The following is a 23,755-nucleotide window of genomic DNA, read 5'->3' as shown; positions in this document are numbered from 1 at the left end:
GAGCTGAAATGCCAAACGTTATATAACGGATCAGACAGAAAGGAAACCTTGTACATATTAAGCTGCTCTATCTGTTATATGACGTTTAGGAGGAATCACTAGCTGAGAACCTCATACCGTTCACCTCTGATGAGCTAATTTCAATAAAAATTTGAAATATACTACATTGCTTCAAATGAGAAAGGAACAGACGTTAAACATGCAAGATGAAATCATTGAAGGTTTTCGCCTATCACCACAACAGTCTCATCTATGGCCGCTCATGCTCCTTACAAGTATTCCATACCATACTATTTGCAGGGTAGATATCAAAGGTTATCTAGATGTCAGTACGTTTGAAAAGGCTATTCATACACTCATTGGCCGCTATGAGATTTTACACACAACCTTTAGGCGCATTTCCGGTGTACAATATCCTATCCAGGTTATTGATGAGCTAGACAGAGAAAACTGCTTCTATTTAGAAAATCTCCAGACTAGCGATCCCGAGACGCAACAAGATCGAGTACATGCATGTTATAGCGAGCTAAGCACACGACCTTTCGATTTAGAACATGGCCCCGTTCTGCGCAGCACATTGATACGATTGGCGCGAGACAATCATGTGTTGATCATGTGCCTCCCCGCACTATGTGCGGATGCTCAAACAGTGATCAATATAACTGCTGAGCTGTACTCACTCTATACAACCCTGGATGGATACAATGATGAGGAAGAAGAGATCCTACAATATGCGGACTATGCCGAATGGCTGTACGATCTTCTTGAAGGTGAAAATGCTGCTTCCGGCTACGATTACTGGCGTAAGCTGTATCTACCTTCCTCAGACCTACGCTTCATGCTCCAGAGTAAAAATACACAGGAGCAACATACAACGAAACCACAAGCTATTATGCAGACACTCGAGCAACAAACTCTCACTGGCCTTCAACAACTCTCGCAAACGTACAATGTGCCAATCTCAACAACTTTACTTGCAAGCTGGGAAAGCCTGATATATCGCTTCTCTGAAGAGACGGAGGGTGTTATTGGTCTAGCCTGCTCCGGAAGAGAATATGAGGAACTAAAAGATTGTATAGGACTATTCACACGCTATGTTCCCGTTCCTTATAATATAACTGCACCAATGACTTTCTTATCTCTTATTCAACAGACACAAGAATACGTCAATGATACGACTGCCTGGCAAGAATATTTTAATGGAGACAATGGTAAAAATAGGCAACAAGGTAATAATCAGCAACCAACTTTCCCTATTTGCTTTGAGATGATTGAGCTACCAACAATACAGCCGCACTCCTCTTTATCATTCTCTCTGATTCAGCTATCATCGTATAGTGAAGATTTCAATCTTAAACTTACGTGCTATGCTAAAGATGAACAGCTCTCCTTGACACTTTTCTACAATCCATCCTATCTATCTTCAGAAGCGGCTACGTATCTGATCCATTGTTTACAATCATTATTACTTGATGCTATAGCCCACCCCACGACTCCCGTGGCAGCGTTACACATCTTGTCAGCAGAAGAATATCAACGACTCCTCATCGACTTTAATAAGACAGAGACCATCTACCCCAAAGACCTTACTGTACACCAACTCTTTGAACAGAAAGTTGGGCAAACACCAACTCAGCTTGCTATCGTTACCGAGGAAGAACAGCTTACTTATGAAGAACTGAATGCGCAAGCAAATCAACTGGCCCATTATTTAACAACGTTAGGAGTAGGACCAGAGGTATGCGTGGGTATCGCTATAGATCGATCTTTGCAACTAGCAGTCAGCCTGCTTGGTGTATTAAAGGCGAGTGGAACATATGTCCCTCTTGACCCCACACTACCCCCAGAGCGCTTACTCTATATTTTAGAGAATACGCGCTGCTCGGTACTCATAACTACGGAGCGCTACAAAACCACTATTGTAAATAATCCGGCCAAATTAGTATGCATTGACACTGAGTGGAATACCCACATCAGAAACGAATCCAACCAGAATCTGATCAATCGTGCTCTCTCCAACAATCTTGCGTATGTACTCTACACCTCTGGCTCCACAGGGGCACCTAAAGGCGTTATGATCTCGCATCAAAGTCTGATCAATTATCTTACCTGGTGTGTGCAAGCTTATGATGTAACACAGGGACACGGTGCTCCTCTACACTCCTCGATGAGCTTTGACCTTACACTCACAAGTTTCTTCGCTCCGCTCCTCTCAGGACAGTGCGTGCACCTGGTCCCCGAAGAGCAGGGAATAGAAGCACTACAGAGCATTCTTGAAGGTAAAAACAACTTTAGCCTGGTAAAATTAACACCTACTCATTTAGGACTGCTCGATCAGCTACTCACGCCCACGACTATTGCCAATAGTACTCATGCCCTGATTATTGGAGGAGAGGCTCTACGCATAGAGAGCTTGAAACGCTGGCAACAATATGCCCCTACGACACGTTTAATAAACGAATATGGCCCAACTGAAACCGTCGTTGGTTGCTGTGTATATGAAGTACCTGCTGATCAAGCTGAAGATGGTATCGTTCCTATCGGTCACCCCATCGCTAATACCCAACTCTACGTTTTAGACGCCTATGCCCAACCTGTACCGGTCGGTGTTCCTGGAGAGCTTTATATAGGCGGCGATGGAGTAGCTCGTGGTTATTATCAGCGTCCAGATCTGACAGCTGAATATTTCCTTCCTGATCCATTTGGCAATCAACCAGGAACACGCTTGTATCGTACTGGCGATATTGTCCGTCATCGACTCGATGGCAATCTGGAATATCTTGGGCGCAATGACCAACAAATAAAGATTCGTAGCTTCCGCATTGAGCTAGGTGAAATTGAAGAGGTCATTGGCAAACATCCCTCCGTCCTACACGCCGTTGTCTTACTCAAGCATAATTCGCAAAGAGAACACTATTTGCACGCCTTTCTCGTATTAGTTTCCGGCAAACAGCTCTCTCATACAGAACTCACCGATTTCTTAAAGGCATGGTTACCAGAGTATATGATCCCACATTCCTTGAGTATACTACGCTCCTTCCCACTTACGCCAAGCGGCAAGGTTGACCGCCAGGCCCTCCAAAGTCTGGAAATAGCTACATTAACAAGAGAAAGCACCTTTATCGCTCCACGCACACCCACTGAACAGAAACTCGCTCATATCTGGGCAGAAGTGCTTGGCATCGAACGCATTGGCATCCATGATAACTTTTTTTCGCTAGGAGGCGACTCTATTCGCGGCATCCAGATTAGAGTGCGAGCGCAGGAATATGGATTACCATTCTCTGTACAACAACTCTTTCAACATAGAACCATAGAACAATTGGCATTAGCCCTATCCGGTACACAACAAGAAGAACAGGTCCATCCCTCTGGAGTACAGGCGCAACCATTTAGTTTGATTTTAGAGGATGACCGCCAGAAGCTTCCCTCAGATATTGAAGACGCTTTTCCTTTGACTATGCTACAAATGGGCATGGTGTTCCATAACGAGTTTACTTCAGATTCCGCTTTATATCATGACATCCAAAGCTACCACCTCCAAACCCGCTTCGACGCTGCGGCATTGACCAAAGCTTTGCAAAAATTGATTATGCAACATCCTATGTTGCGTACATCATTTGACCTGGCTACCTATAGCGAACCATTACAGTTAGTTCACAAAACTGCATCTACACCTTTACAAATATTCGATCTGCGCTCTGTCGCGGTAGAACAACAAGAAGAGGTTTTCAATAGCTGGCTAAAAGAAGAAAAGCAAAGGAAGTTTGACCTAGCACACCCACCCCTCCTACGCTTTGTCATTCACTACCTGACTGAGGATACATTTAAATTATCGGTTACACTTCACCACCCTATCATCGATGGTTGGAGCAATATGTCCATGCTTACCGACCTCTTTCAATACTATATATCCACGCTCTCAGAGATTGATGAACCCGTTAAACCGTTATCAGCTACCTTCAGAGATTATGTCGCACTGGAAAAAGCGGCACTGACCGAACCAGCACAAGAACATTACTGGTCACAGCTACTACAAGAAAGTATGTTTACCCGCTTGCCCCGCTGGCCCATGATTGATGCTGATACACCAAAGGCAGGCGAACGTTTGCGCATCATTGATGTACCCATTACAGCCGAAACATCTACGAATCTGATTTATATCGCTTCAGAAAACTCTGTACCGCTTAAAAGCGTTTTGCTTGCAGCCCATCTGCGGGTACTTGGTCTGCTGACTAATGAACAAGACGTTCTTACTGGAATGGTGACACATGGGAGACCCGAGGTCGCTGATAGCCAACGCATCATTGGTCTCTTTTTAAATACACTGCCATTTCGCTTGCAATTAACGACTGGCACCTGGAAGGATCTTATCCACGCAACATACCAGGCTGAACAGGAAGCTCTGCCCTACCGGCGCTATCCATTGGCGCAAATTCAAATACAGCAGAATAAAAAAGAACTTTTTGAAACATTTTTTGACTTTAATCACTTTCACGTCATACAAAACTTAGAAAAGGTAGAAGAGATTAAACTCCTTGATTGGAAATTTTACGAAGAGACGAACTTTACGTTGTCCGTAGCGTTTCGCCAGGATCCATTCACTTCACAAATCCAACTGGCGATCCATTGCGATATGACACAACTCGCAGCCGAGCAGGTTGATATGCTCCGCGAATACTATCAGCGCGTACTCATAGAACTCGCTTCAAACCCTTCTGGTAGGTATTTACAAACACATTTACTTCTGGATAAGGAGCGACAACTACAATTAGAAAAATGGAATACAACTCCCAAACCGCTAGCGGAAGACATATATCTGCAAACACTCTTTGAAAAACAGGTATCGCGTACTCCAAACAATCTCGCAGTTACATTTGAGGGAATGAACCTCACTTATCAACAATTAAACGTTCGCGCAAACCAGCTAGCCAGGTATCTCCGTAAAATTGGCGTTGGACCAGAGGTACGTGTCGGAATCTTGCTGAATCGCTCATTAGAAATGATGGTGAGTATTCTTGCTGTATTAAAGGCTGGTGGAGCATATGTCCCTCTCGATACCAACATGCCACTAGAACGATGCGCGTTTATTATTGAGGATGCTCAAATCAGCGTGATACTGACACAAAGCCATTTGCATAAGCGTCTCCCTGGCAACAATACACAAACGCTTCTCTATCTGGATAGAGCCTGGGAAAATATTCGTCAGGAGAACGACACAGATCTTGAAAATCGTCTCTGTAGCAGTCAGAATCTGGCTTATATCATCTATACTTCCGGGACAACAGGCAAACCTAAAGGAGTACTTATATCTCATCAAGGGCTTGTCAATCATTGCCTCGTTACAGCGCACGCGTATCAACTACAATGTGAAGATCGCATTTTACAATTTGCATCTACGACCTTTGATGTCATGGGTGAAGAGCTTTTCCCCTCCTGGTATAGTGGCGCAACGATCGTCTTATGGCCCTATCAGGAAACAAAATCTATTCACGCGTTGCTTCAATTCATTCAAAGAGAGATGTTAACTGTACTCAACCTTCCAACCCCTCTCTGGCAAGAATGGACCGAGGTATGTGAACTCTATGCTCTGGCAGATTTCCCATATCTCCGTACAGTCATTATAGGCAGTGACCGTGCAACAATAACCCACTTTATACGCTGGCAACGCTATGCCGAAAAACGCATCTCGCTGATCAATGCTTACGGTTTAACTGAGGCAACTATCACGTCTACGCTCTATCAACATTCGTCGAAATTTGATTATCGAAAGATGCATATCGTTCCTATTGGCCAACCAATAGCAAATACTCAGGCTTATCTACTGGATAAGCAACTACAACCAGTACCGTTAGGGGTCACAGCTGAACTCTATATTGGCGGTATAGGATTAGCACGAGGCTATGCAAATCGTAGTGACCTTACCGCTGCGTCTTTCATTCCGCATCCCTTCAGTTCACTGCCAGGGGAACGTTTATACAAAACAGGCGATTTTGCTCGCTATCTCCCAGATGGTAATCTTGAATATGTGAGTCGTAATGATCAACAGGTTAAGATACGAGGATTCCGCATCGAACTAGGCGAAATTGAGGCGACATTACGCCAACATACCGCTGTTCAAGATGCTCTTTTACAAGAGCACCAGCAGACCTTATGGGCCTATATACTGACGCATCAAAACGCAACGATAACCGGCGAAGAGTTACGTCAGTTTCTAAAGACAAAACTCCCTGACTACATGGTGCCCTCAGCGTTTATTTTCCTTGATGCTATACCTCGTACAGCCTCAGGTAAAGTTGATCGACAGGCATTAGCACAGCTAGAGTTCGAGCAGGCTATAGAGTCGTTTGATACAACGCCACCACGCGACACATTAGAACTACAGCTACTACGATTGTGGGAAGAGGTACTTGGTCATCGTATTGGTAGTATTACAACGAATTTCTTTGAAGCAGGTGGACATTCATTACTAGCAGTGCGCCTGGTCGCAAAGCTTCAGCAGAGATATCAGAAAACAATACCTGTATCGGCTATCTTCCAGTATCCAACCATTGAGCGCCTTGCCGTTCTCTTGCGCGATCAGTCAATGCTGGCAACTAGCCATACACCTATTGTTCCGTTACAGGTACAGGGCCAGCATAGACCCATTTTTCTCATCCATCCTGCAGGCGGTATGATCTCTTGCTATCTACAACTTGCACAACATATTGATAGTGAACAGCCAGTTTTTGCGCTACAGTCAGCCGAAGCAGAAGATGATGGGGAGGCACAGGCACAACTCACGATTGAACAGATGGCTCAGTTGTATATCAAACACCTACAAAAAATACAAAAAGAAGGTCCATATAACCTTGGTGGCTGGTCATCAGGCGGTATTATCGCGTATGAAATGGCTCAACAGCTGTATAAACAAGGATACGAAGTATCGCTACTTGCACTTCTCGATAGTGACACCACAATAATGAATGAGAAAGACGGCATGGATGACACAATTTTAACGTGGCAATTTCTTCAAGACATCCAGCAACTTTCCTCCGCGCCCCTGTCACTATCGATTGAGACATTTCGGCAGCTAGAGCCACAGCAACAGAGGCATACTCTTCTCAACTACATGCAACAAACAGAAATCTTGCCCGCTGATATGCCTACTGACTATCTATGGCGTTTGATACAACGGTATAAAAGTCACGTAAGAGCAGCCTGTGATTACACGCCGTCCATATACCCGCGACCTATCACACTTTTCCAGGCGACAGACTGCCAGCCAGAGCAAAAGGAAGCTCAATTACGTCACTGGAAAACGCTAACGCAAGAAAAACTTACCGTCCATCAGATAGATGGTAATCACTATACTATGCTGCAACAACCGCATGTCAGCCAACTAGCGCAACAGTTACAGGCACGTCTGCGACAAGTTCGCTAGAGCGCGCGCATAAAAGTTCAGGGGAACAGTGAGGCAATCATTGATCCCCCGCTCAAAGCAGACTTTACCGGGCGAAGAGGCCAGGGCATAACGAGTCCAAAAGGGATAGTCTGCGCTAGCCTTATTATTGGATACTTATCGTAAATACCAGAATATGTTTCGACATTGGAAGCATATTCACTTCGATAAATCAGAGGAATATGTATTGATGCCTGGAAATAGATTTCCCGAAGATGTTCAAGCGGAACATAACATACTTTCCTACTACACCTACCATGAGCTCACTAGTAGTTTGCACCAAATAGTTCAAAATCACCCACAACTAGCGCATATCGAATCTCTCGGAAAAAGCTTTGAAGGACGAGATCTCTGGTTGGTTACAGTAACAAATTATGAGAGTGGACCTGCCAATGAAAAACCTGCATACTGGATTGATGGGAATACCCATGCAGATGAGGTCATGGGATCGACGGTCGCTCTTTACACCCTATGGTATCTCCTTACAAATTACGAACATAATCCATCAGTCACTCGACTCTTGGATCGTTCAGTATTCTATATACTCCCTCGCATAAGTGTTGATGGTGCTGAACATTTCTTGACGACCCCGGGGAGCCTCCGAAGCAGTAAGCGTCCTTATCCAGATAGTAACAAGCTGCGAGAAGGCTTGCAGGTAGAAGATATTGATGGAGATGGAAATATCTTAACTATGCGCATCAAAGATCCAAATGGCGCCTGGAAATGCTCCGCTAAAGATCCACGTGTCATGAGACGGCGCGAAATTGATGAAGAAGATGGTGAATACTACCATCTCTTACCCGAGGGCCATCTCTATAACTACGACGAGTTTTTTTTACCTATCGCACAAGAAACCTACGGCATCGATTTTAATCGGAATTACCCCTTTGAATGGGCACCTGAAGGAACACAACAAGGCGCAGGAACCTATCCCCTATCAGAACCTGAAACCAGAGCAGAGGTTGAATTCTGGCATACCCATCCAAACATATCAGCCTTTCTTACCTATCACACCGCAGGTGGGATAGTATTGCGCCCTTATAGTACCCGTCCGGACACGACTGTACCGCTTCACGATCTCGAGGTCTTCAACCGTATGGGAGAGCGAGCCACTCAAATAACCGGCTATCCTTGCTTTTCTACCTATCATGATTTTCGAGAATCACGTGAAGAGATAACCCACGGTGGCATGGATGACTACGTCTACGATACCTTTGGCTGGTTCGGTTTTACAGTTGAACTGTGGGATATGCTTGCAGCTGCTAATATCACAGGACAACATCCTCTTCTCTGGCAACAACAGCATCCAGAGGAGGATGATATCAAACTTATGAAATGGAATGACGAAGGAATGAATGGTGAAGTATTTCAAGAATGGAAAGCATTCAACCATCCGCAACTTGGCCAGATAGAGATAGGTGGATGGAAAACCAAATTTTCCGTACGCAATGCTCCGCCCAGATACCTACGTGAGATATGTTTAAAAATGGTACGTCTAACACTTTCTCATGCCTCATTACTTCCATATCTACGCTTTCATACCGTAAAAGTGACATCGGTCCGCCAGACGCTATTTCGTGTCATCGCTGTCGTGGAAAACGCTGGCTTCCTGCCAACATATACAAGTAGGAAAGCACTAGAGAACAATGCTGTCGAGGAGGTAAACGTTTCACTCTCACTCCCTGAAGATGTTTACGTTCTAGCAGGAAAGCAGCACCAAAAAATCGGGCACATCGAGGGTCGCTCGAATAAACTAAGAAGCGAATTCAACCATCACCATTCTCCTACTGACAATCGGCGCAAAGTAGAATGGGTGCTCGAAGGAATGCCTGGAACACCTATAGACATTATTGTCCGTTCCCCACGAGCTGGCACACTCCACCACACATTCACTCTTCCAGACACGAAAGGAGCATAATTGTTCGTAGAAGGTAAATAACTTCTTACGGTACATTTTATACGCACCATAGTAGCAATGTTGACAAAAAATTTAATCATCTCACATATTGGAGGAATATCCCATGAGTATACAAACGGTGGGCGTGGTAGGAGCCGGAGTGATGGGAATCGGTGTCGCCCAAAATCTCGCACAAGCAGGACTCCATGTACTCTTATTGGATGTATCAGATGCGATCTTGCAAAAAGCACGCACAGAAATTACCAGAAATATTCGTATGCAGCGCATGCTTGAGAAAAAAACTGGTCAGGAGAGTATCGATGCTATTCTCGATCGTATCACACTCACTACCAGCTATACTCCTTTTGCCGCAGCAGACTTCGTCATTGAGAATGTAATCGAAAAATGGGAACCCAAGAGAGAGGTCCATGGGCAGCTTAATGTTGTCTGCCCCGCACACTGTATTTTTGCGGCCAATACTTCGGCCATTTCAATTACACGTATTGCATCAGCCAGCACACGGCCTGATCGTGTGCTCGGCATACACTTCATGAATCCGGTCCCGCTGAAATCAACAGTTGAGGTCATTCGCGGTTATCATACATCAGAGCATACTATCACCACAGCTCAAGAACTGCTTACCATGATGGGCAAAGAGAGTATCCTCGTCAATGATATGCCTGGCTTTGTCTCCAATCGTGTTCTCATGCTTACCATTAATGAGGCGGTCTTTCTGCTCCACGAACAGGTTGCAACGGCAGAAGAGGTAGATAAAATATTCCGCGCTTGCTTTGGACATAAAATGGGCCCACTGGAAACCGCTGACCTGATCGGGCTTGATACCATTCTCTATTCCATAGATGTGCTATACGAAAGTTACAACGATAGCAAATATCGCCCCTGCCCATTACTCAAAAAAATGGTTGATGCTGGCTTATATGGGCGAAAAAATGGACAGGGGTTCTATACCTATCGTTAAATAATCCTTGCTCTTTCAAAACAACGCGCCTGACACCTGTCACAACACTATCATTCTAGGATAGCTCACTTGACTAGTGAAAGCAGGAGGACGGCCAACTGGATTAGGAAATCTCGTATCCCAAAATCATAAGGCAGCTATGGTTCATACCGTGCATCAAAGTATTATTCACCAGAGGAGATCTTATATCATGGCAGACATCCACACAAAAACAAGAGACTTTATCAACCATTTTTTCCCCAATGTTACCATACAAGATGATCAGGATATTTTCACGATGGGCTTTATTAATTCATTGTTCGCTATGCAATTGGTCATGTTTGTGGAAAGCGAGTTTGGTATTACGGTAGAGAACGAAGATCTCGATATTAATAATTTCAAATCCATCAACGCTATTGCCAGCCTGGTGGAGCGCAAGGCTGGCAATGCTGCCTAGTGTTCTCCAGCGCGGATCACAAATTATTCCGTCACATTAAACACATTTACCGCCTGTTTCATGCCAAATTCATGAGCCACTTCCATTCCCTGATTTTCTATGAGTTGGCAAATAGCAGATTACAAGGAAAAAAAAGATGCACATCGAGCTAACACCGCAACAGAAAAAGGCACAGGCAATGTGTAAAGAGTTCGCACAAACGCAGGTCGCTCCATCCGCAAATCAATATGATCAGGAAGAACATATGCCCAGCGCTATTATCCAGCAATGTAAAGAGCTGGGATATCTTGGCGCACTCATCTCGCAACGGTATGGTGGACACCCACTGGATATGATCACCTTCGGGCTGATCAATGAAGAGATCGGACGAGCATGCTCTTCGCTACGGAGCTTGCTAACAGTCCATAGTATGGTGAGCTATGCAATTCAACGCTGGGGTAGTCAACAACAAAAGAATTACTATCTTCCCAGGTTGGCAACAGGAGAGATCATTGGCGCATTCGCTTTGAGCGAACCTGCTGTCGGGAGCGATGCTAAAAGCATAGAAACAAGCGCACACTCCGATGGTGATAGCTATATCTTGAATGGACAAAAAAAATGGACAACATTTGGACAGATTGCCGACCTTTTCCTTGTCTTTGCCCAGACAGACGGTAGGATCTCTGCATTTCTGGTTGAGCGTGAGACACCTAGCTTCTCAATCACACCACTTACAGGCATGCTTGGAACCAGAGCATCAATGATTGCGGAGCTTCATCTTCAGGATTGCCGCATTCCAGACAAAAATAGAATTGGAGGCATTGGTTTTGGTCTGGCTTCAATAGCTGCATCAGCCCTCGATATAGGTCGCTATAGCGTCGCCTGGGGTTGCGTTGGCATCGCTCAAGCTTGCCTGGATGCCAGCTTGGACTACACAAGTCAACGACAACAATTTCAAACCTACTTGAAGGATCACCAATTGATTCGTGAAATGATCACCAATATGATCACCAATATACAAGCTGCACGTCTCCTCTGCCTCCAGGCTGGCTACTCAAAGGATATAGGCCAACCCAAAACGGTGATGGAAACCTGGATCGCTAAATATTTTGCCTCTACTAATGCTACGCGCGTTGCTCTTGATGCAGTACAGATCCATGGCGCACATGGTTGTCATATAAACCACCCTGTACAACGCTATCTACGCGATGCAAAATGCATGGAAATTATCGAAGGCAGCACTCAAATTCAACAAATTACGATCTCTGAATATGGCTATCAGACACAGTCTTACTAACCGATTGCAGTAGCACATATAAGTAAGGAGATAACCTATGACAATAGATAAAACAACACCTCTAGCTAATGCGTTACAGGATAAACAGCGAACGATCAAGTGCGTCATCTGGGATCTCGATCATACACTCTGGAATGGTGTTCTGCTTGAAGATGAACAGGTGATGCCACGATCGGAAATTCTCACTATTATAAAAACTCTCGATAGTCGCGGCATCCTGCAATCTATCGCTAGCAAAAATGCTTATGAGCCCGCAATACAAAAACTGAAAGAGTGGGAAATCATGGAATATTTTCTTTATCCCCAGATCAACTGGCAACCCAAAAGCACCTCAATCTCTACCATTGCGCGTGCTCTTAATATTTCCATAGATACACTAGCATTTATAGATGATCAACCATTCGAACGAGAAGAAGTCGCCTTTAACCATCCCGATATCCTGTGTCTGGATGTCACTAACATTGCAACCATGCTTGATAAACCTGAGATGCAACCCCGCTTTATCACTGAGGATTCAAGTAGACGTAGACAAATGTATATGAGCGACATCAAACGCAATGAATCCGAGCAAGAGTTTCAAGGTCCTGCTGAAAAGTTCCTGGCAAGCCTGAATATGATCTTTACAATATCTATAGCCCAGGAATCCGATCTGCGTCGTGCTGAAGAACTCACGCTGCGTACGCATCAACTCAATACTACTGGCTACACCTATTCCTATGATGAACTCAACGCCATTCGTCAATCCAAACGCTACAAATTATACATCTCCAGCCTGGATGATAGATATGGTACCTATGGCAAGATCGGCCTGACTCTTATTGAATGTACACCTGAGGTCTGGACGATTAAACTGCTTTTGATGTCATGCCGCGTTCTTTCACGCGGAGTAGGCACAATTATGGTCAACTATATTATGCAACAGGCTAAGAAAGCAGGCGTACGACTGCAGGCAGAATTTGTCGAAACAAAGAGCAACCGCATGATGTATATTACCTACAAGTTTGGTGGATTCAAAGAAATACAACGCAATGGAAACAATGTGCTCATGGAGGATGATCTTTCCCACATTCAATCGTTCCCTGATTATATAAAAATCATTGATCATAGCATGCCCTGTGATTAGTTATCCCGCAGAAATGGTACTCTAAACTTCCCGCGTTTTCGTGGAGTACTGTCTCTTTAGCATGCTTAGCATAATCAAGAATAACAAATATAACTCGTTTCTCAATTAGCAACAAGTATGCGGTACAGCTACACTAAGTGGTGAAAGGGAAAAGGGACGTGAAAAATGACGCGTTACAAGGCATGCTGTTTTTATGCAAAAAGAAAACAAAAGCCAATGGACGCGTCACTCCAATTTTTCCCTAATTTGACATGTTCTGCAAGAGGCAAAACAGGACAAGGGACTATTGTGGTTCATGATCGTCAACGTGAACGCTATCGTTGCAAGGTGTGCTGAAAAACGTTTACATTCCGAAGTTGAGTGTACTTAGAAAGCTTGATGCACGATGGGGTGCTGGCAAGGTAGCTTATGCCGGGAAACGTGGTAATCACTCACCCTTGGCACGTCACTTCGGTCAAGAAGGGTTTGAGGGCTCCAACGCAGGCTGTTCCCTTACTGGTAAGGCAGAATACCACGTCCCTTGAAACAGGCGGCTGCTCTCTATGAGGCAGGATTTTACCTACCCAAAGAAAACCTATTACCTGTTTTGGAACGTGTAACACCCAAATTTGTGGCAGGGTGTTAGCCACCAGAAGGCAGGATGTTTTACTTATGGAGGTGTTCTGACACTCATATTTACGACAGGATGTTGCGAGTCAGGAGACAGGCTGTCGTGGGCAGATATTCTCCAAAAACACAATCGTCCCCTTGCTGACCTGATGACGATCACTTCGTATGAAGCAGCCTCTCACCGGCCTGCAAGGGGACGATTGACATGAAAAGAGCGGGAGACGAGACTCGAACTCGCGACAACCTGCTTGGAAGGCAGGGACTCTACCAACTGAGTTACTCCCGCTGAAGTCGGGGTGCGCGGACTCGAACCGCGGACCTCCTGGTCCCAAACCAGGCACGCTACCAACTGCGCCACACCCCGTCGACTTGATGTACTATACCACTCCCCTAGAGCTTTGTCAAGCACTTTTTGAAGACTTTTCTTAAAAAATGAAAAAATTCGTTTTCCTTGCTTGCTCCACCCTCTCCCCTCAGGCTACGGCTCATTTTTCCGACGGTATTTGAGTTTGAGCCAGAAGAGGTTCCACTGCGTTTTAATCGTGCTCCAGGGACTCCGGCGCAATGGTGTAATTGTGACATTCCCATACCGTACGGATTGCGTGCGCTGCGGGAGTGAAACAAATTGTGATAACGCTACGAATACGATGCCGATGAAACCAATCAACGCCACGATGAGTGTGATGATGTTTGGTCCCGCCAGAAAGGCATAACCTCCAGCAAGCATCGCACAGATAACGGCTCCTAGCAGGAGACGCTCGGAGAGCGAAAGATTCCAGGAGGCCGACCGCGCAGGTTGAGGACGAAGATTAGGTGCTGGCCTACGACGGAATTTTGCTCCAAATTTCTGGGTCTTTCCTACCTTTGGATCGATGGGATCCAGATTACGTAGGATTTCTTCTATCTCACGTTCGTATCTATTTGGCATAGCCGCTCTGCTTCCTTGAACTCGTCAGGAGACGCTCTTGCTTGTAATGATACCAACTTTTCAGCGTAGAAACAAGTACTTTGTGACCGATTTTCGAGATATCTGCAGGTGTTCTCAACAACTATAGGTTTCGCTCCCCAATATGGCCTGCACTTTCGCCGCTAATGCCAGAGGATGAAACGGTTTAGTCATATGCTGGACCGCCCCCAGATCGATGCTGATGCGTTCATAAATGTCTTCAGCATGCGCAGTGATCATCATTACCGGTATATCGCAGGTCAGCGGATTGGCTCGCAGGCTCCGACAAATATGATAGCCATCCTCCCCTGGCATCATGACATCTAATATGATTAAATCGGGTACCTGGAAACTCAAAACACGCTGCAATTGCTGACCGCTCGCTACCGCCTCTACTTGAAAACCATGGCGCATCAGGACAAAGGTCATGATTTCTCGTATTTCTTTATCATCATCTACCACGATTATGCTTTTCGCCATATCCCCCACCTGATCTTCTCACCTGTTTACCTGCTCTCTCTTATTATGATACAGATTTCTGCAGAGAAGTACAACTCATGTGCCCAAATAGATTAACAATTTGCTCTTTTTTCTTGTATTCTTCGCTGAAGTATTGACTGGCAGCTCTTCCTCTGTTATCATATGCCTCAGAGCCTGATGACAACCTGTTTAATACTAGCAGTAAAGAGGTGGAAAGACATGGTCACCCCTCCTTCCTCATGGTCAAGCGTCTTACAAGGTATTATCAAATCTTCGGGAGAACGCCAACGTCTTGCATCCTCCCTTGGCGTGACGAGTATGACGCTCTCTCGTTGGGCCAGCGGCGAGTCTAAACCACAACGGCAACATTTGATTCATTTGTTGCAGGTAGTAAGCCCTACGCAACGCCCCGAACTCCTTGAAGCCCTTGAACAAATTTATCCTGATATCCAATCCTGGTTAACTGAGAATACACCGGAAAATATCCCTTCAGATTTTTTTGCACAGGTGCTCAGTATTCGTACGACAACCACCGAAAGTTTACGTTTCTGGCGCATTAGCGAGTTGATTTTGAAACAAGCCCTGGCTCAATTGGACCCTAATCATCTGGGTATGGCAGTAAAGCTGGTTCAATGTATGCGTCCAGGCCCCGATGGGAAGGTCCGTAGCCTGCGTGAACGCGCCGGGAAAGGAACACTGCCATGGACAGCTGATCTGGAACATGACGTCCTCTTTCTCGGTTTAGAGTCCCTCTCCGGCTATGCTGTTGAGGTGCGCCATATTGTGAGTGACGATGATTTACGCCAGAACAAGACATTTCCCGCGATCCAGGATACCTATGAAGTGAGTGCCGCAGCCCATCCAATTCGCTTTGAGGGCCGCGTTGCTGGCTGCTTGTTAGCCTCCAGTACTCAGGTAAATTATTTCTCACAACAGCGCCTCAACCTTCTTACAACTTTTAGCGATCTTATCGCGCTCGCCTTTGATAAATCCGATTTCTACGATACCAGCATGATTGATCTACGTGTGATGCCAAAACCTGATATACAACGTCCAATTCTGGCTCATTTCCGGCAACGGGTAACCGCTAAATTTCAACAAGCCAGATATCAACAAAAGTATGCAAGTAATGCGGATATTGAATTAGAAGCATGGAAAGAATTAGAGAGCGAATTGCTGCGCCTCAGCAGTAGCCAGATCATAAACGCTTATCATTAGAGTCAGGCAACGCTTCATAAGAACCAGTTCACTCGATCAAATGTTTTTTCATCAAATAACGCAACTGATCTACTTTCGCTAAACCAAGCAACTCTGTCGCCTGGGTCCGGTTGTTTTTTGCCATTTCCAGGGCCCAGCGTACCAAATGTTTTTCGACGCGTGCAATGATTTCTTCCAGAGCCAACGTACCCGTGGGTCGAGCGCGTAGCCAGCGTTCCCAGGGATCATAAGCGGCAATACCATCGCGGTCAACCTGGCCAACAATCTCCTGGGGAAGATGCATCGGCAGCAATTCTTCACTACTTCCCATGATCATTGACCATTCAATGACGTTTTTTAACTCCCGAATATTACCCGGCCAGGGATACGCCAGCAATAATTTCTGGGCCTCAGGTGAGATGCGCTTGACATTGCGCCCCATGCTACGGTTGAAATCATCAATAAAACGAGAGGCAAACAATAAAATATCGCCAGTACGCTCACGCAATGGAGGGAGTTGAATGGTCAGCACAGCGAAGCGATAATAGAGGTCAGAACGAAAAGAACCGGTGGCCCGCGCCTGCTTGAGATCGCGATTTGTCGCCGCCAGGACACGTACATCTAATGTCACCTCTTTACTCCCTCCTAAACGAAAAAAAGTACGTGTCTCCAGCACCCGCAATAGCTTTGCCTGCATATCCAGTGGCATCTCCCCAACTTCATCGAGAAACAACGTACCGGATTCTGCTAATTCTAACAGGCCACGTTTTTGCTTTTTCGCATCCGTAAAGGCATATGGCTCGTAGCCAAATAGTTCGCTCTCCAGGAGATGGCTGGCAATGGCAGCACAATTAAGCGCATGGAAAGGTCCCGAGGCACGGGCGCTTTGCTCATGGATAGCATGGGCCACCACTTCTTTTCCCGTACCACTTTCACCCATAATCAGGACTGATGCCTCGCTACGGGCCACTCTGGCGACCATATCAAAAACTTCACGCATACGTTCACTATGCCCTACGACATAGTTGAAATGGTAATTGTCACGACGCTCCTGCCGCAACTGCCGCAACTCACGCGACATAGCACTCGTCTCTAGCGCTCGCTGGACCACCAGCAGCAATTCCTCCAGATCAAACCCCTTAAGAAGATAATCAGCCGCCCCCAATTTCATCGCCGTCACCGCCGTTTGCACGTCCCCATATGCGGTCAGGATTACGACTGGCACATCGACATCAAACGTGCGAATTTGCGTCAACACCTCTAGCCCACTCAGCTTTGGCAACCGCAAATCCAGCAAAACCAGATCAATTGTACGTCGATGCATTTCAGCCAGCCCGGCCTCTCCATCAGCAGCCGTTGCAACCTCATAACTATGGCGCTTCAAAAAACGGGCAAACTGATGTGGCAAATATGGTTCATCGTCAATAATAAGAATGGCTAAGCTCATCCTATCCTTTCTCCCAACCTTCAGTGCAACCCAAAAACAGACACAACCTGATCAATTGTCCTCGGAACCGCCTGTATCAGCCACAAAGGGCATGCGTATCGCAACCGTCGCACCATACCCATACTGGCTTTCAATACGCAGATAACCACCATGGTCCTCAATCAGTCGCCGTGAAATTGCCAGGCCTAATCCGATGCCATGCGCTTTCGTCGTATAAAACGGCTGAAAAATATGCTCAAGCTGATCCGGTGACATTCCTATCCCGGTGTCGCGCACAATAATTTCCACCCATTGTGGCACTCGGAATTCCTTATGCATCACTTGCTTATCAATCAACCATGAATAGGCACTGACAGCAGTACCAGAGGCACCAGAAGGCTTTTGCGTTGGAGGGCAATCAGAGTCAGCAGTATCGTAAATAGCCTGCTCAGTTGAGATACAATGCCCGTGGACGGTCAAGATACCACCATCAGGCATTGCTTGTAACGCATTCAAATAAAGGTTCAATAACACTTGCTCAATTTGTCCCGTATCTACCCAGATTGGGGGCATCTCGTCGAAGATACGATGGATCGCGACATTCGCGTCGGTACACTGATTTTGTACCAACGCGAGAACCTGTTCACATAGCTCAACAATATCGCAACGGACCCGATGCAGTTGATGTGGCTTCGCAAAGAGTAACAAATCACGCACAATGGTATCCAGCCGTTCCACTTCTTTTCGTACCACCCCAACAGATTCCAAAATCCATTCTCGTTGTTGACTCCTATTCAGAGCTAGCGCATCCTCACCTAAGAGATCATCGTGTAGCATCTGCATAGATGTTTTAATTGAAGCCAGCGGATTGCGTACTTCATGTGCGACACTGGCAGCCATTTCTCCGAGAGAAGCCAGACGATCCAGACGACGCTTTTCTTCCTCCAGACGATGCATAGCCGTCACATCGATGAAGGTGGTCAGTAGCCCCATCTGTGTGCCTGTATCGTCATAGAGAGGCCGCATATCGACTTCTAGCACCAGTTTACGCTCGTACCGATCGACTGTTAACAACGTCTCGCTCTGTACCTCTCCGATATGCATACCAGCCAGGAATCCCTCTTGCTGAGCCATAGTAGTTGGCTCAACCTCTACCGACCGTGCAGTAGAAGTCCGCGCTGTACGCAAATTCAGAATCCTCTTGAGTTGCTGCCCTAACACTTCATAAGGATGATACCCAAGGATAATAGCAGCGGCGCGATTGAAGGTATGAATACGCCCACTTTGATCGGTTGCAATGAGGCCACTGGGCACACTCTCAAGAATCAATTCATGCAAACGCTGATCATCCAAAACCTGACGCAGGAGTTTGCGTGCCTCATTGCGTGCCTGCACGACCTCCTCGACCAGATGAATATTTTCCAGAACCGCACTCGCCTGACTGACAACTACCTGTAACAGAGCAGACTCCGAACGGCGCATCTTCCAGGGTCGATAATAGCCGCCCACCACACAACCAAAAAGATGCGAAGGAGGAATATTCTTGATATCATCCAACACCGCCCAATCCAGTGTCTCTAGCGCCGGCTTCGCCAACGGCTGGCTGCTCAGGAGTGGTAACGCAAAAAAAGTATTGATACGTGCAGGCAATTCCGCAAAATAATCATTGACATAGGCATGCTTCCCATCTCCTGGTCTCTCAATAATAATCGGAGTCAGAGCTCGTTGCTCACGAAAACGTTGAAATAACAAACTTCGTAAACGTGGTGTGATCCAGGATATGGTGGTCAGATCAGTCGTTGGCTCTAACAATTCACAGAGATCAGCCGAAGAAATCTCGCGGGTCCGCTGTAATACCACGTTACGTAGGCGCTCAATCTCAAAAATAGAGCTATTCATCTGACTACTAATGCTATTGAGCAACGATAATTCATGGATGCGTTCGCGATCACGCTCTAGCAGACGTGTATTCTCTAATAAAAGCGCCACCACATCAGCCACAGCATTTACAATCGTAGCCGAGTCCGCAGCCCAGCAGTGAGGAAAATGGGCCATATCCTCGCGTGGCACATCTGCTTCATCATGACCACGCAGCAACACCAGCACACCAATGGCGCGCTGTCGATACAGGAGAGGAACAGCCAGCAGGGTCGGCTCAGCCGTTTCTGGGCGTTGTATCACGCAGCGCTCACGCCACGCACAAGCCTCTGGTTCCCCTCCCTGAATGTCTACAGGATTCACATGCGCCACAGCCAGCAGAGCCGCTGACCATCCAGGAACATCATTAAAGGAGCCTGAAGCAAGTTGGAGAGTTTCACCAACGCGAAGATAGAGGAGTACACAACGACATTGAAGCGCCGTCGCTAAACGCCGGGGCAAACTATCACGTAATGTTCGGTAATCAGTTACTGCACTAAAATCGTTCAAAAGTGAGTGTAGGACAACAGGTACCTGTATTTGTTCACACCATTGCTCCACTTCCATCGTTACACATGTCCCCTCTTCCTCTACCACAACACATCCCCTTCATTCCTCAAAACCTGCATCTCGTGCAATTGTAATCACATCGTAAGAATGATTACAACCAGAAAGCAAGCCGCCTGGCGGTCACGCCGTGAAGTTTCTGATCAGCAGAGGAACACTTAAGCGATGATTACATGCTACTATAACATAATACAGGTAAATTTGCACTAAATTGTTATCAATATGAACAAATTGTCACCTTACCTCATTCAGTATACCAGAAATCATATACTGGACGAAGCTGATCCAAACATATATACTTCGCAAGAGAAGATTATCCTCAGAGAGTGTCAGCCTCCCGTGGTCTCCCCCCCATAGGTGCGAACGTAAGCGGGATTGTTAAGGGTGCAACCCTTAACCTGAGGTCTGGGGCTGTGGCCCGGTCTCTCACCTCCCTCTCGCCGCCGCATGCGGCGGCGAAGAAAAGAAGAAAAAGAGGTATTTGGGGACACTCCAAACCCCGGCAAAGGGCGGCGAGCCCTTTGCAATCCCGCTTGAAAAGCCTTACGTTCGCACCTATGGGAGGTAAGCTGAGGATACGTGTAAAATCCTATCATAAAGTAATTTGTTATATTGCAGAGACGTGTGAGGCAGATCTGACATCCTGTCTGTAGCGAGAGTGCTGTGCCATGTATTCCACCCTGTTTATTTGCCTTGATCACCATCAGTATTTGAATGTGATCTCTCGGAGAGATTCTGCCGAGATCTTTTCTTGTCCCTGTGAAGGAGTTCTACCTGACGCCAGTTGCCACGCCGTTTCATCTCCTCTTCCCAACACTGTTGACAGACACTCAGTCTTCCGCGCTCTGTTTTTATGGCAAAGGCAACTCCCCGATAGGTCTTCCCACCAAGAGGGCCCTTGAGTATTAACGGATACTGTTGCTAAATTGTTTTTCTGTGCTCAGCGTGAGTGTATATTTCCTCATCGATCTCAGCCGGGCAAATGAATTTAGCAACAGTATCATTAACGGAACGAAAAACAACGCTAAGTCTTTCTTGAGCACTCCCTTTTTCATACCCTACCTGCTTCAGTCGGCATCTCCAAAAACTCTATCAAACGACTCAGCGTCGGTGTGGCGAGAGGCGATGTCTGCAATTGTGCCATCATCTCCCTGGCCATTTCATGCCTCTCTTTAAGTACACCTGTATTCAGATGATTATCACTATCAAATTGATTATCAATACCAGGTGCCGCAGTCGGCGTCTGCAAGAGCGATTGGAAAAGCATGACTACGAGCCAGCGAGGCATCCAAAGAAAAAGCACCTTCATACTGAAAGGCATGATGGGAATATCTTGCGCCTGCAGCGCTAGAAGCCCACAACCCAGAAATAACTGAGGATCTACGCGTTCGTCGCACCTGCAAAATGCTCCAGCATGCCTTTTCGAATGTACTGCCGAAAAAGGCTTTGCGGCCCTCACCGTACGCGATATTACCGAGCGTGCTATGGTGAACCGTTCGACGTTTTATCGTCACTATCTGGATAAATACGACCTGCTTGAACAATATCTCAATGAGATGTATGTGTCATTCGAAGACCAGCAGGTGATAGCGGGCCCAAATCCCCCTGAAGTGTCATCAAGTCTCATCAACCTGCTCAAACACATCCAGCAGTTTGCTGGCTTCTACCGTGTGATGCTCGGCATGCAAGGCGATCCACTCTTTACGCAACGCTTTCGCCACAAGATCGAAAAGGGGTTTTTCTCTTGTTTCAATCAGGTCTTCCCCGAATTGGCCCCCAAGTATTAACCATACGGGAAACAACGATAAGGATTTTTGAGCTCGTCCACCCGTTTCTTCCTGGATCAGAACAGATCCAGAAAGGATCAACCAATGAGTTTATCCTTGTCTAAACTGGCAAAATGGCTTGCAAGAAAGCTCCATGAATGGTTTTCAGTCCTTATCGTTGTTTCCCGTATGGTTAATACTTGGGGACCTATAAAGCGAACATGATGCAATTCGGTGCCAGTGACGCCGTGGCCCAAGGTCTGGCCGATATGGCTGTCGCACAAAGCGAGGGACGAGGGATTCTACAAAGCAGATGCGGCGGAGGCTCAGCGCGCACCAACCAGTTTCCGGGTGTGGTGCGAAGAGGTGCTGGGTCCTACTGTTCTCAGGTAATGCGAAGAGAAAAATGAAACGGTAGGATCGGCTCTCGCAGCACTGGCTCCCGGTGTCGCTGTGCTTCTGTGCGAGCGTAACCGCGAGGGTCGCGGTTACGCTCGCACGTCTGAAGCCTTTCGACCGTCCCCGTCTGTGGCATTCTGGCCTTCACGCTAAAGTCGAGGAAACTTAACACCTGCCACATGCCTGGCAAGCTCCTGATGTAGAGGAAAGACGCGCTCAACTCTTCCAATCGACGGGGTTGAGCCTGCACTGGTAACGCGAAGAAGGACCTCTGAAGGGCCAGCCTCGGATCGCGGAACGTCTTCGTAGGAAAGAACCTCTGGTCTGCCGAAGGCATGAACGCATATAGCTTTCATGATGCTCGTGTTATTGCTCCTCTGCAAAAAACTCTAGAAGCTGACTAGCTAGGAGATCAGGATACTCCTCTGGGACAAAGTGACCGCAATTCTTTATGATACCCCCGCGTACGTCCGTTGCGAGGACTTCGAGCGCCTGGCGCGTCTTGGGTCCCAAACTCTTGTCGCCACCAAGTGCAAACACGGGAATGCGTAGCGGATTTTGGGCACTCATGGCATTATTCTTGAGATCCGTTGGAAGCGCTCGATAAAGTTCAAATCCAGCACGCAAGGCTCCAGGATCTGAGTAGGTGCGCACGTATTCGTCGATGTCAGCTTCAGTAATTGCACCTTTCACGGCAGGAAGGTTTTCGTAAAACCATGAGAGGTACACACGTTCGCGTCCACTTATCAACGTTTCAGGCAAATTTGGAATACGGTGAAACGTCGCAAACCAGGCATCATTTCCTAGAGCTGCATCACGCACAGTATCACCACTGCGGACAAGACTTTCAACAATCGCGAGTCGCTGAACCCCATCACGATGTCCCGCAGCGTAGGCATAGGCAATATGTCCACCCCAATCGTGTCCAACGAGCAGTATGTGCTCGAAGCCGAGCTGAAGAGTAAGCTGATACACATCTTCAGCAATGGTGCGCTTGTCATAGTCATTTACGGGCTTTGATGAATCACCCAAACCACGTAAGTCAGGAGCAATCACCGTATAGTGTTGTGCAAGTAGAGGAATCATGTGTCGCCACGCAAACCATGTCTGAGGCCAACCATGGAGCAAGACCAAGGGTGCGCCATTGCCCATGCGAACGTAATGAATAGTGACATCGCCGACCTGAGCAGTGTGATGTTCAAATGCGGTGCTGAGAGACATTCAGGTTAATCCTTTCATATGTGTAAAGGTCTTTTGTTAGCAGGTTACGGTGGGCAGAGGCATAATGAGTGTATA

14 protein-coding genes and 2 tRNA genes are annotated in these 23,755 nt (G+C 46.6%); 8 read left to right on the top strand and 8 right to left on the bottom strand.

Going from position 1 to position 23,755, the window contains the following annotated elements:
* Positions 1–199 precede the first annotated feature (199 nt).
* From F1593_RS07820 to F1593_RS07795, 6 genes are all read left to right on the top strand, one after another.
* Positions 200–7,423 carry a non-ribosomal peptide synthetase gene (locus tag F1593_RS07820; RefSeq protein WP_172631945.1) on the top strand — a complete coding sequence of 2,408 codons (7,224 nt, stop codon included), beginning with the start codon at positions 200–202 and terminating at the stop codon, positions 7,421–7,423.
* A gap of 208 nt (positions 7,424–7,631) precedes the next feature.
* The gene (locus F1593_RS07815; RefSeq protein ID WP_149401000.1) at positions 7,632–9,359 is read left to right on the top strand and encodes a M14 family metallopeptidase; all 1,728 of its coding nucleotides are present in this window, start codon (positions 7,632–7,634) and stop codon (positions 9,357–9,359) included.
* A 103-nt stretch (positions 9,360–9,462) separates the two neighbouring features.
* Positions 9,463–10,317, top strand: coding sequence for a 3-hydroxyacyl-CoA dehydrogenase family protein (locus F1593_RS07810; RefSeq protein ID WP_149400999.1), 855 nt, complete (start codon positions 9,463–9,465; stop codon positions 10,315–10,317).
* A gap of 190 nt (positions 10,318–10,507) precedes the next feature.
* Positions 10,508–10,753 (top strand): acyl carrier protein, encoded by a 246-nt coding sequence (locus F1593_RS07805; protein ID WP_149400998.1) that lies wholly within the window; start codon positions 10,508–10,510, stop codon positions 10,751–10,753.
* A 136-nt stretch (positions 10,754–10,889) separates the two neighbouring features.
* A complete protein-coding gene (locus F1593_RS07800) occupies positions 10,890–12,029 on the top strand; it encodes an acyl-CoA dehydrogenase family protein (RefSeq protein ID WP_149400997.1) in 1,140 nt (379 codons plus the stop codon).
* Between the two features lie 37 nt (positions 12,030–12,066).
* The gene (locus tag F1593_RS07795) at positions 12,067–13,152 is read left to right on the top strand and encodes an HAD-IIIC family phosphatase (RefSeq protein WP_149400996.1); all 1,086 of its coding nucleotides are present in this window, start codon (positions 12,067–12,069) and stop codon (positions 13,150–13,152) included.
* Between the two features lie 822 nt (positions 13,153–13,974).
* Here the strand turns inward: F1593_RS07795 and F1593_RS07790 are convergent.
* The 4 genes from F1593_RS07790 to F1593_RS07775 all read right to left on the bottom strand — a co-directional run bounded on the left by F1593_RS07790 (position 13,975) and on the right by F1593_RS07775 (position 15,187).
* Positions 13,975–14,047 (bottom strand) — tRNA-Gly (locus tag F1593_RS07790).
* A 5-nt stretch (positions 14,048–14,052) separates the two neighbouring features.
* A tRNA-Pro gene (locus tag F1593_RS07785) sits at positions 14,053–14,125 on the bottom strand.
* Between the two features lie 114 nt (positions 14,126–14,239).
* Positions 14,240–14,689, bottom strand: coding sequence for a hypothetical protein (locus F1593_RS07780; protein ID WP_149400995.1), 450 nt, complete (start codon positions 14,687–14,689; stop codon positions 14,240–14,242).
* A 114-nt stretch (positions 14,690–14,803) separates the two neighbouring features.
* Positions 14,804–15,187, bottom strand: a complete 384-nt coding sequence (locus tag F1593_RS07775) for a response regulator transcription factor (protein ID WP_149400994.1) — start codon at positions 15,185–15,187, stop codon at positions 14,804–14,806.
* Positions 15,188–15,406: 219 nt separating this feature from the next.
* Here F1593_RS07775 and F1593_RS07770 point away from each other — a divergent pair, with 219 nt between their 5' ends.
* Entirely contained in the window at positions 15,407–16,405 is a 999-nt protein-coding gene (locus tag F1593_RS07770) for a GAF domain-containing protein (RefSeq protein WP_172631944.1), read from the top strand.
* 28 nt (positions 16,406–16,433) lie between these two features.
* Here F1593_RS07770 and F1593_RS07765 read toward each other — a convergent pair whose 3' ends face one another.
* From F1593_RS07765 to F1593_RS07755, 3 genes are all read right to left on the bottom strand, one after another.
* Complete coding sequence (locus tag F1593_RS07765; protein WP_149400992.1) at positions 16,434–17,831, bottom strand: sigma-54-dependent transcriptional regulator; 1,398 nt, start codon at positions 17,829–17,831, stop codon at positions 16,434–16,436.
* A gap of 51 nt (positions 17,832–17,882) precedes the next feature.
* Positions 17,883–20,324, bottom strand: a complete 2,442-nt coding sequence (locus tag F1593_RS07760; RefSeq protein WP_149400991.1) for an ATP-binding protein — start codon at positions 20,322–20,324, stop codon at positions 17,883–17,885.
* A 1,021-nt stretch (positions 20,325–21,345) separates the two neighbouring features.
* Complete coding sequence (locus F1593_RS07755) at positions 21,346–21,582, bottom strand: hypothetical protein (protein ID WP_149400990.1); 237 nt, start codon at positions 21,580–21,582, stop codon at positions 21,346–21,348.
* Between the two features lie 109 nt (positions 21,583–21,691).
* On the opposite strand from F1593_RS07755, the gene F1593_RS07750 reads away from it, so the two are divergent.
* Positions 21,692–22,081 carry a TetR/AcrR family transcriptional regulator gene (locus F1593_RS07750; RefSeq protein WP_149400989.1) on the top strand — a complete coding sequence of 130 codons (390 nt, stop codon included), beginning with the start codon at positions 21,692–21,694 and terminating at the stop codon, positions 22,079–22,081.
* Positions 22,082–22,825: 744 nt separating this feature from the next.
* Here F1593_RS07750 and F1593_RS07745 read toward each other — a convergent pair.
* Positions 22,826–23,680 (bottom strand): alpha/beta fold hydrolase, encoded by an 855-nt coding sequence (locus F1593_RS07745; RefSeq protein ID WP_149400988.1) that lies wholly within the window; start codon positions 23,678–23,680, stop codon positions 22,826–22,828.
* Positions 23,681–23,755: the final 75 nt, after the last annotated feature.

The organism is Dictyobacter arantiisoli, assembly GCF_008326305.1.
GTDB lineage: Bacteria > Chloroflexota > Ktedonobacteria > Ktedonobacterales > Ktedonobacteraceae > Dictyobacter > Dictyobacter arantiisoli.
This window is presented reverse-complemented; position numbering and strand designations above follow the sequence as displayed.

Coding starts and splice junctions, on each gene's coding strand:
- F1593_RS07820 (WP_172631945.1), top strand. CDS start 200: ATGCAAGATGAAATCATTGAAGGTTTTCGCCTATCACCACAACAGTCT.
- F1593_RS07815 (WP_149401000.1), top strand. CDS start 7,632: ATGCCTGGAAATAGATTTCCCGAAGATGTTCAAGCGGAACATAACATA.
- F1593_RS07810 (WP_149400999.1), top strand. CDS start 9,463: ATGAGTATACAAACGGTGGGCGTGGTAGGAGCCGGAGTGATGGGAATC.
- F1593_RS07805 (WP_149400998.1), top strand. CDS start 10,508: ATGGCAGACATCCACACAAAAACAAGAGACTTTATCAACCATTTTTTC.
- F1593_RS07800 (WP_149400997.1), top strand. CDS start 10,890: ATGCACATCGAGCTAACACCGCAACAGAAAAAGGCACAGGCAATGTGT.
- F1593_RS07795 (WP_149400996.1), top strand. CDS start 12,067: ATGACAATAGATAAAACAACACCTCTAGCTAATGCGTTACAGGATAAA.
- F1593_RS07780 (WP_149400995.1), bottom strand. CDS start 14,689: ATGCCAAATAGATACGAACGTGAGATAGAAGAAATCCTACGTAATCTG.
- F1593_RS07775 (WP_149400994.1), bottom strand. CDS start 15,187: ATGGCGAAAAGCATAATCGTGGTAGATGATGATAAAGAAATACGAGAA.
- F1593_RS07770 (WP_172631944.1), top strand. CDS start 15,407: ATGGTCACCCCTCCTTCCTCATGGTCAAGCGTCTTACAAGGTATTATC.
- F1593_RS07765 (WP_149400992.1), bottom strand. CDS start 17,831: ATGAGCTTAGCCATTCTTATTATTGACGATGAACCATATTTGCCACAT.
- F1593_RS07755 (WP_149400990.1), bottom strand. CDS start 21,582: ATGCCTCGCTGGCTCGTAGTCATGCTTTTCCAATCGCTCTTGCAGACG.
- F1593_RS07745 (WP_149400988.1), bottom strand. CDS start 23,680: ATGTCTCTCAGCACCGCATTTGAACATCACACTGCTCAGGTCGGCGAT.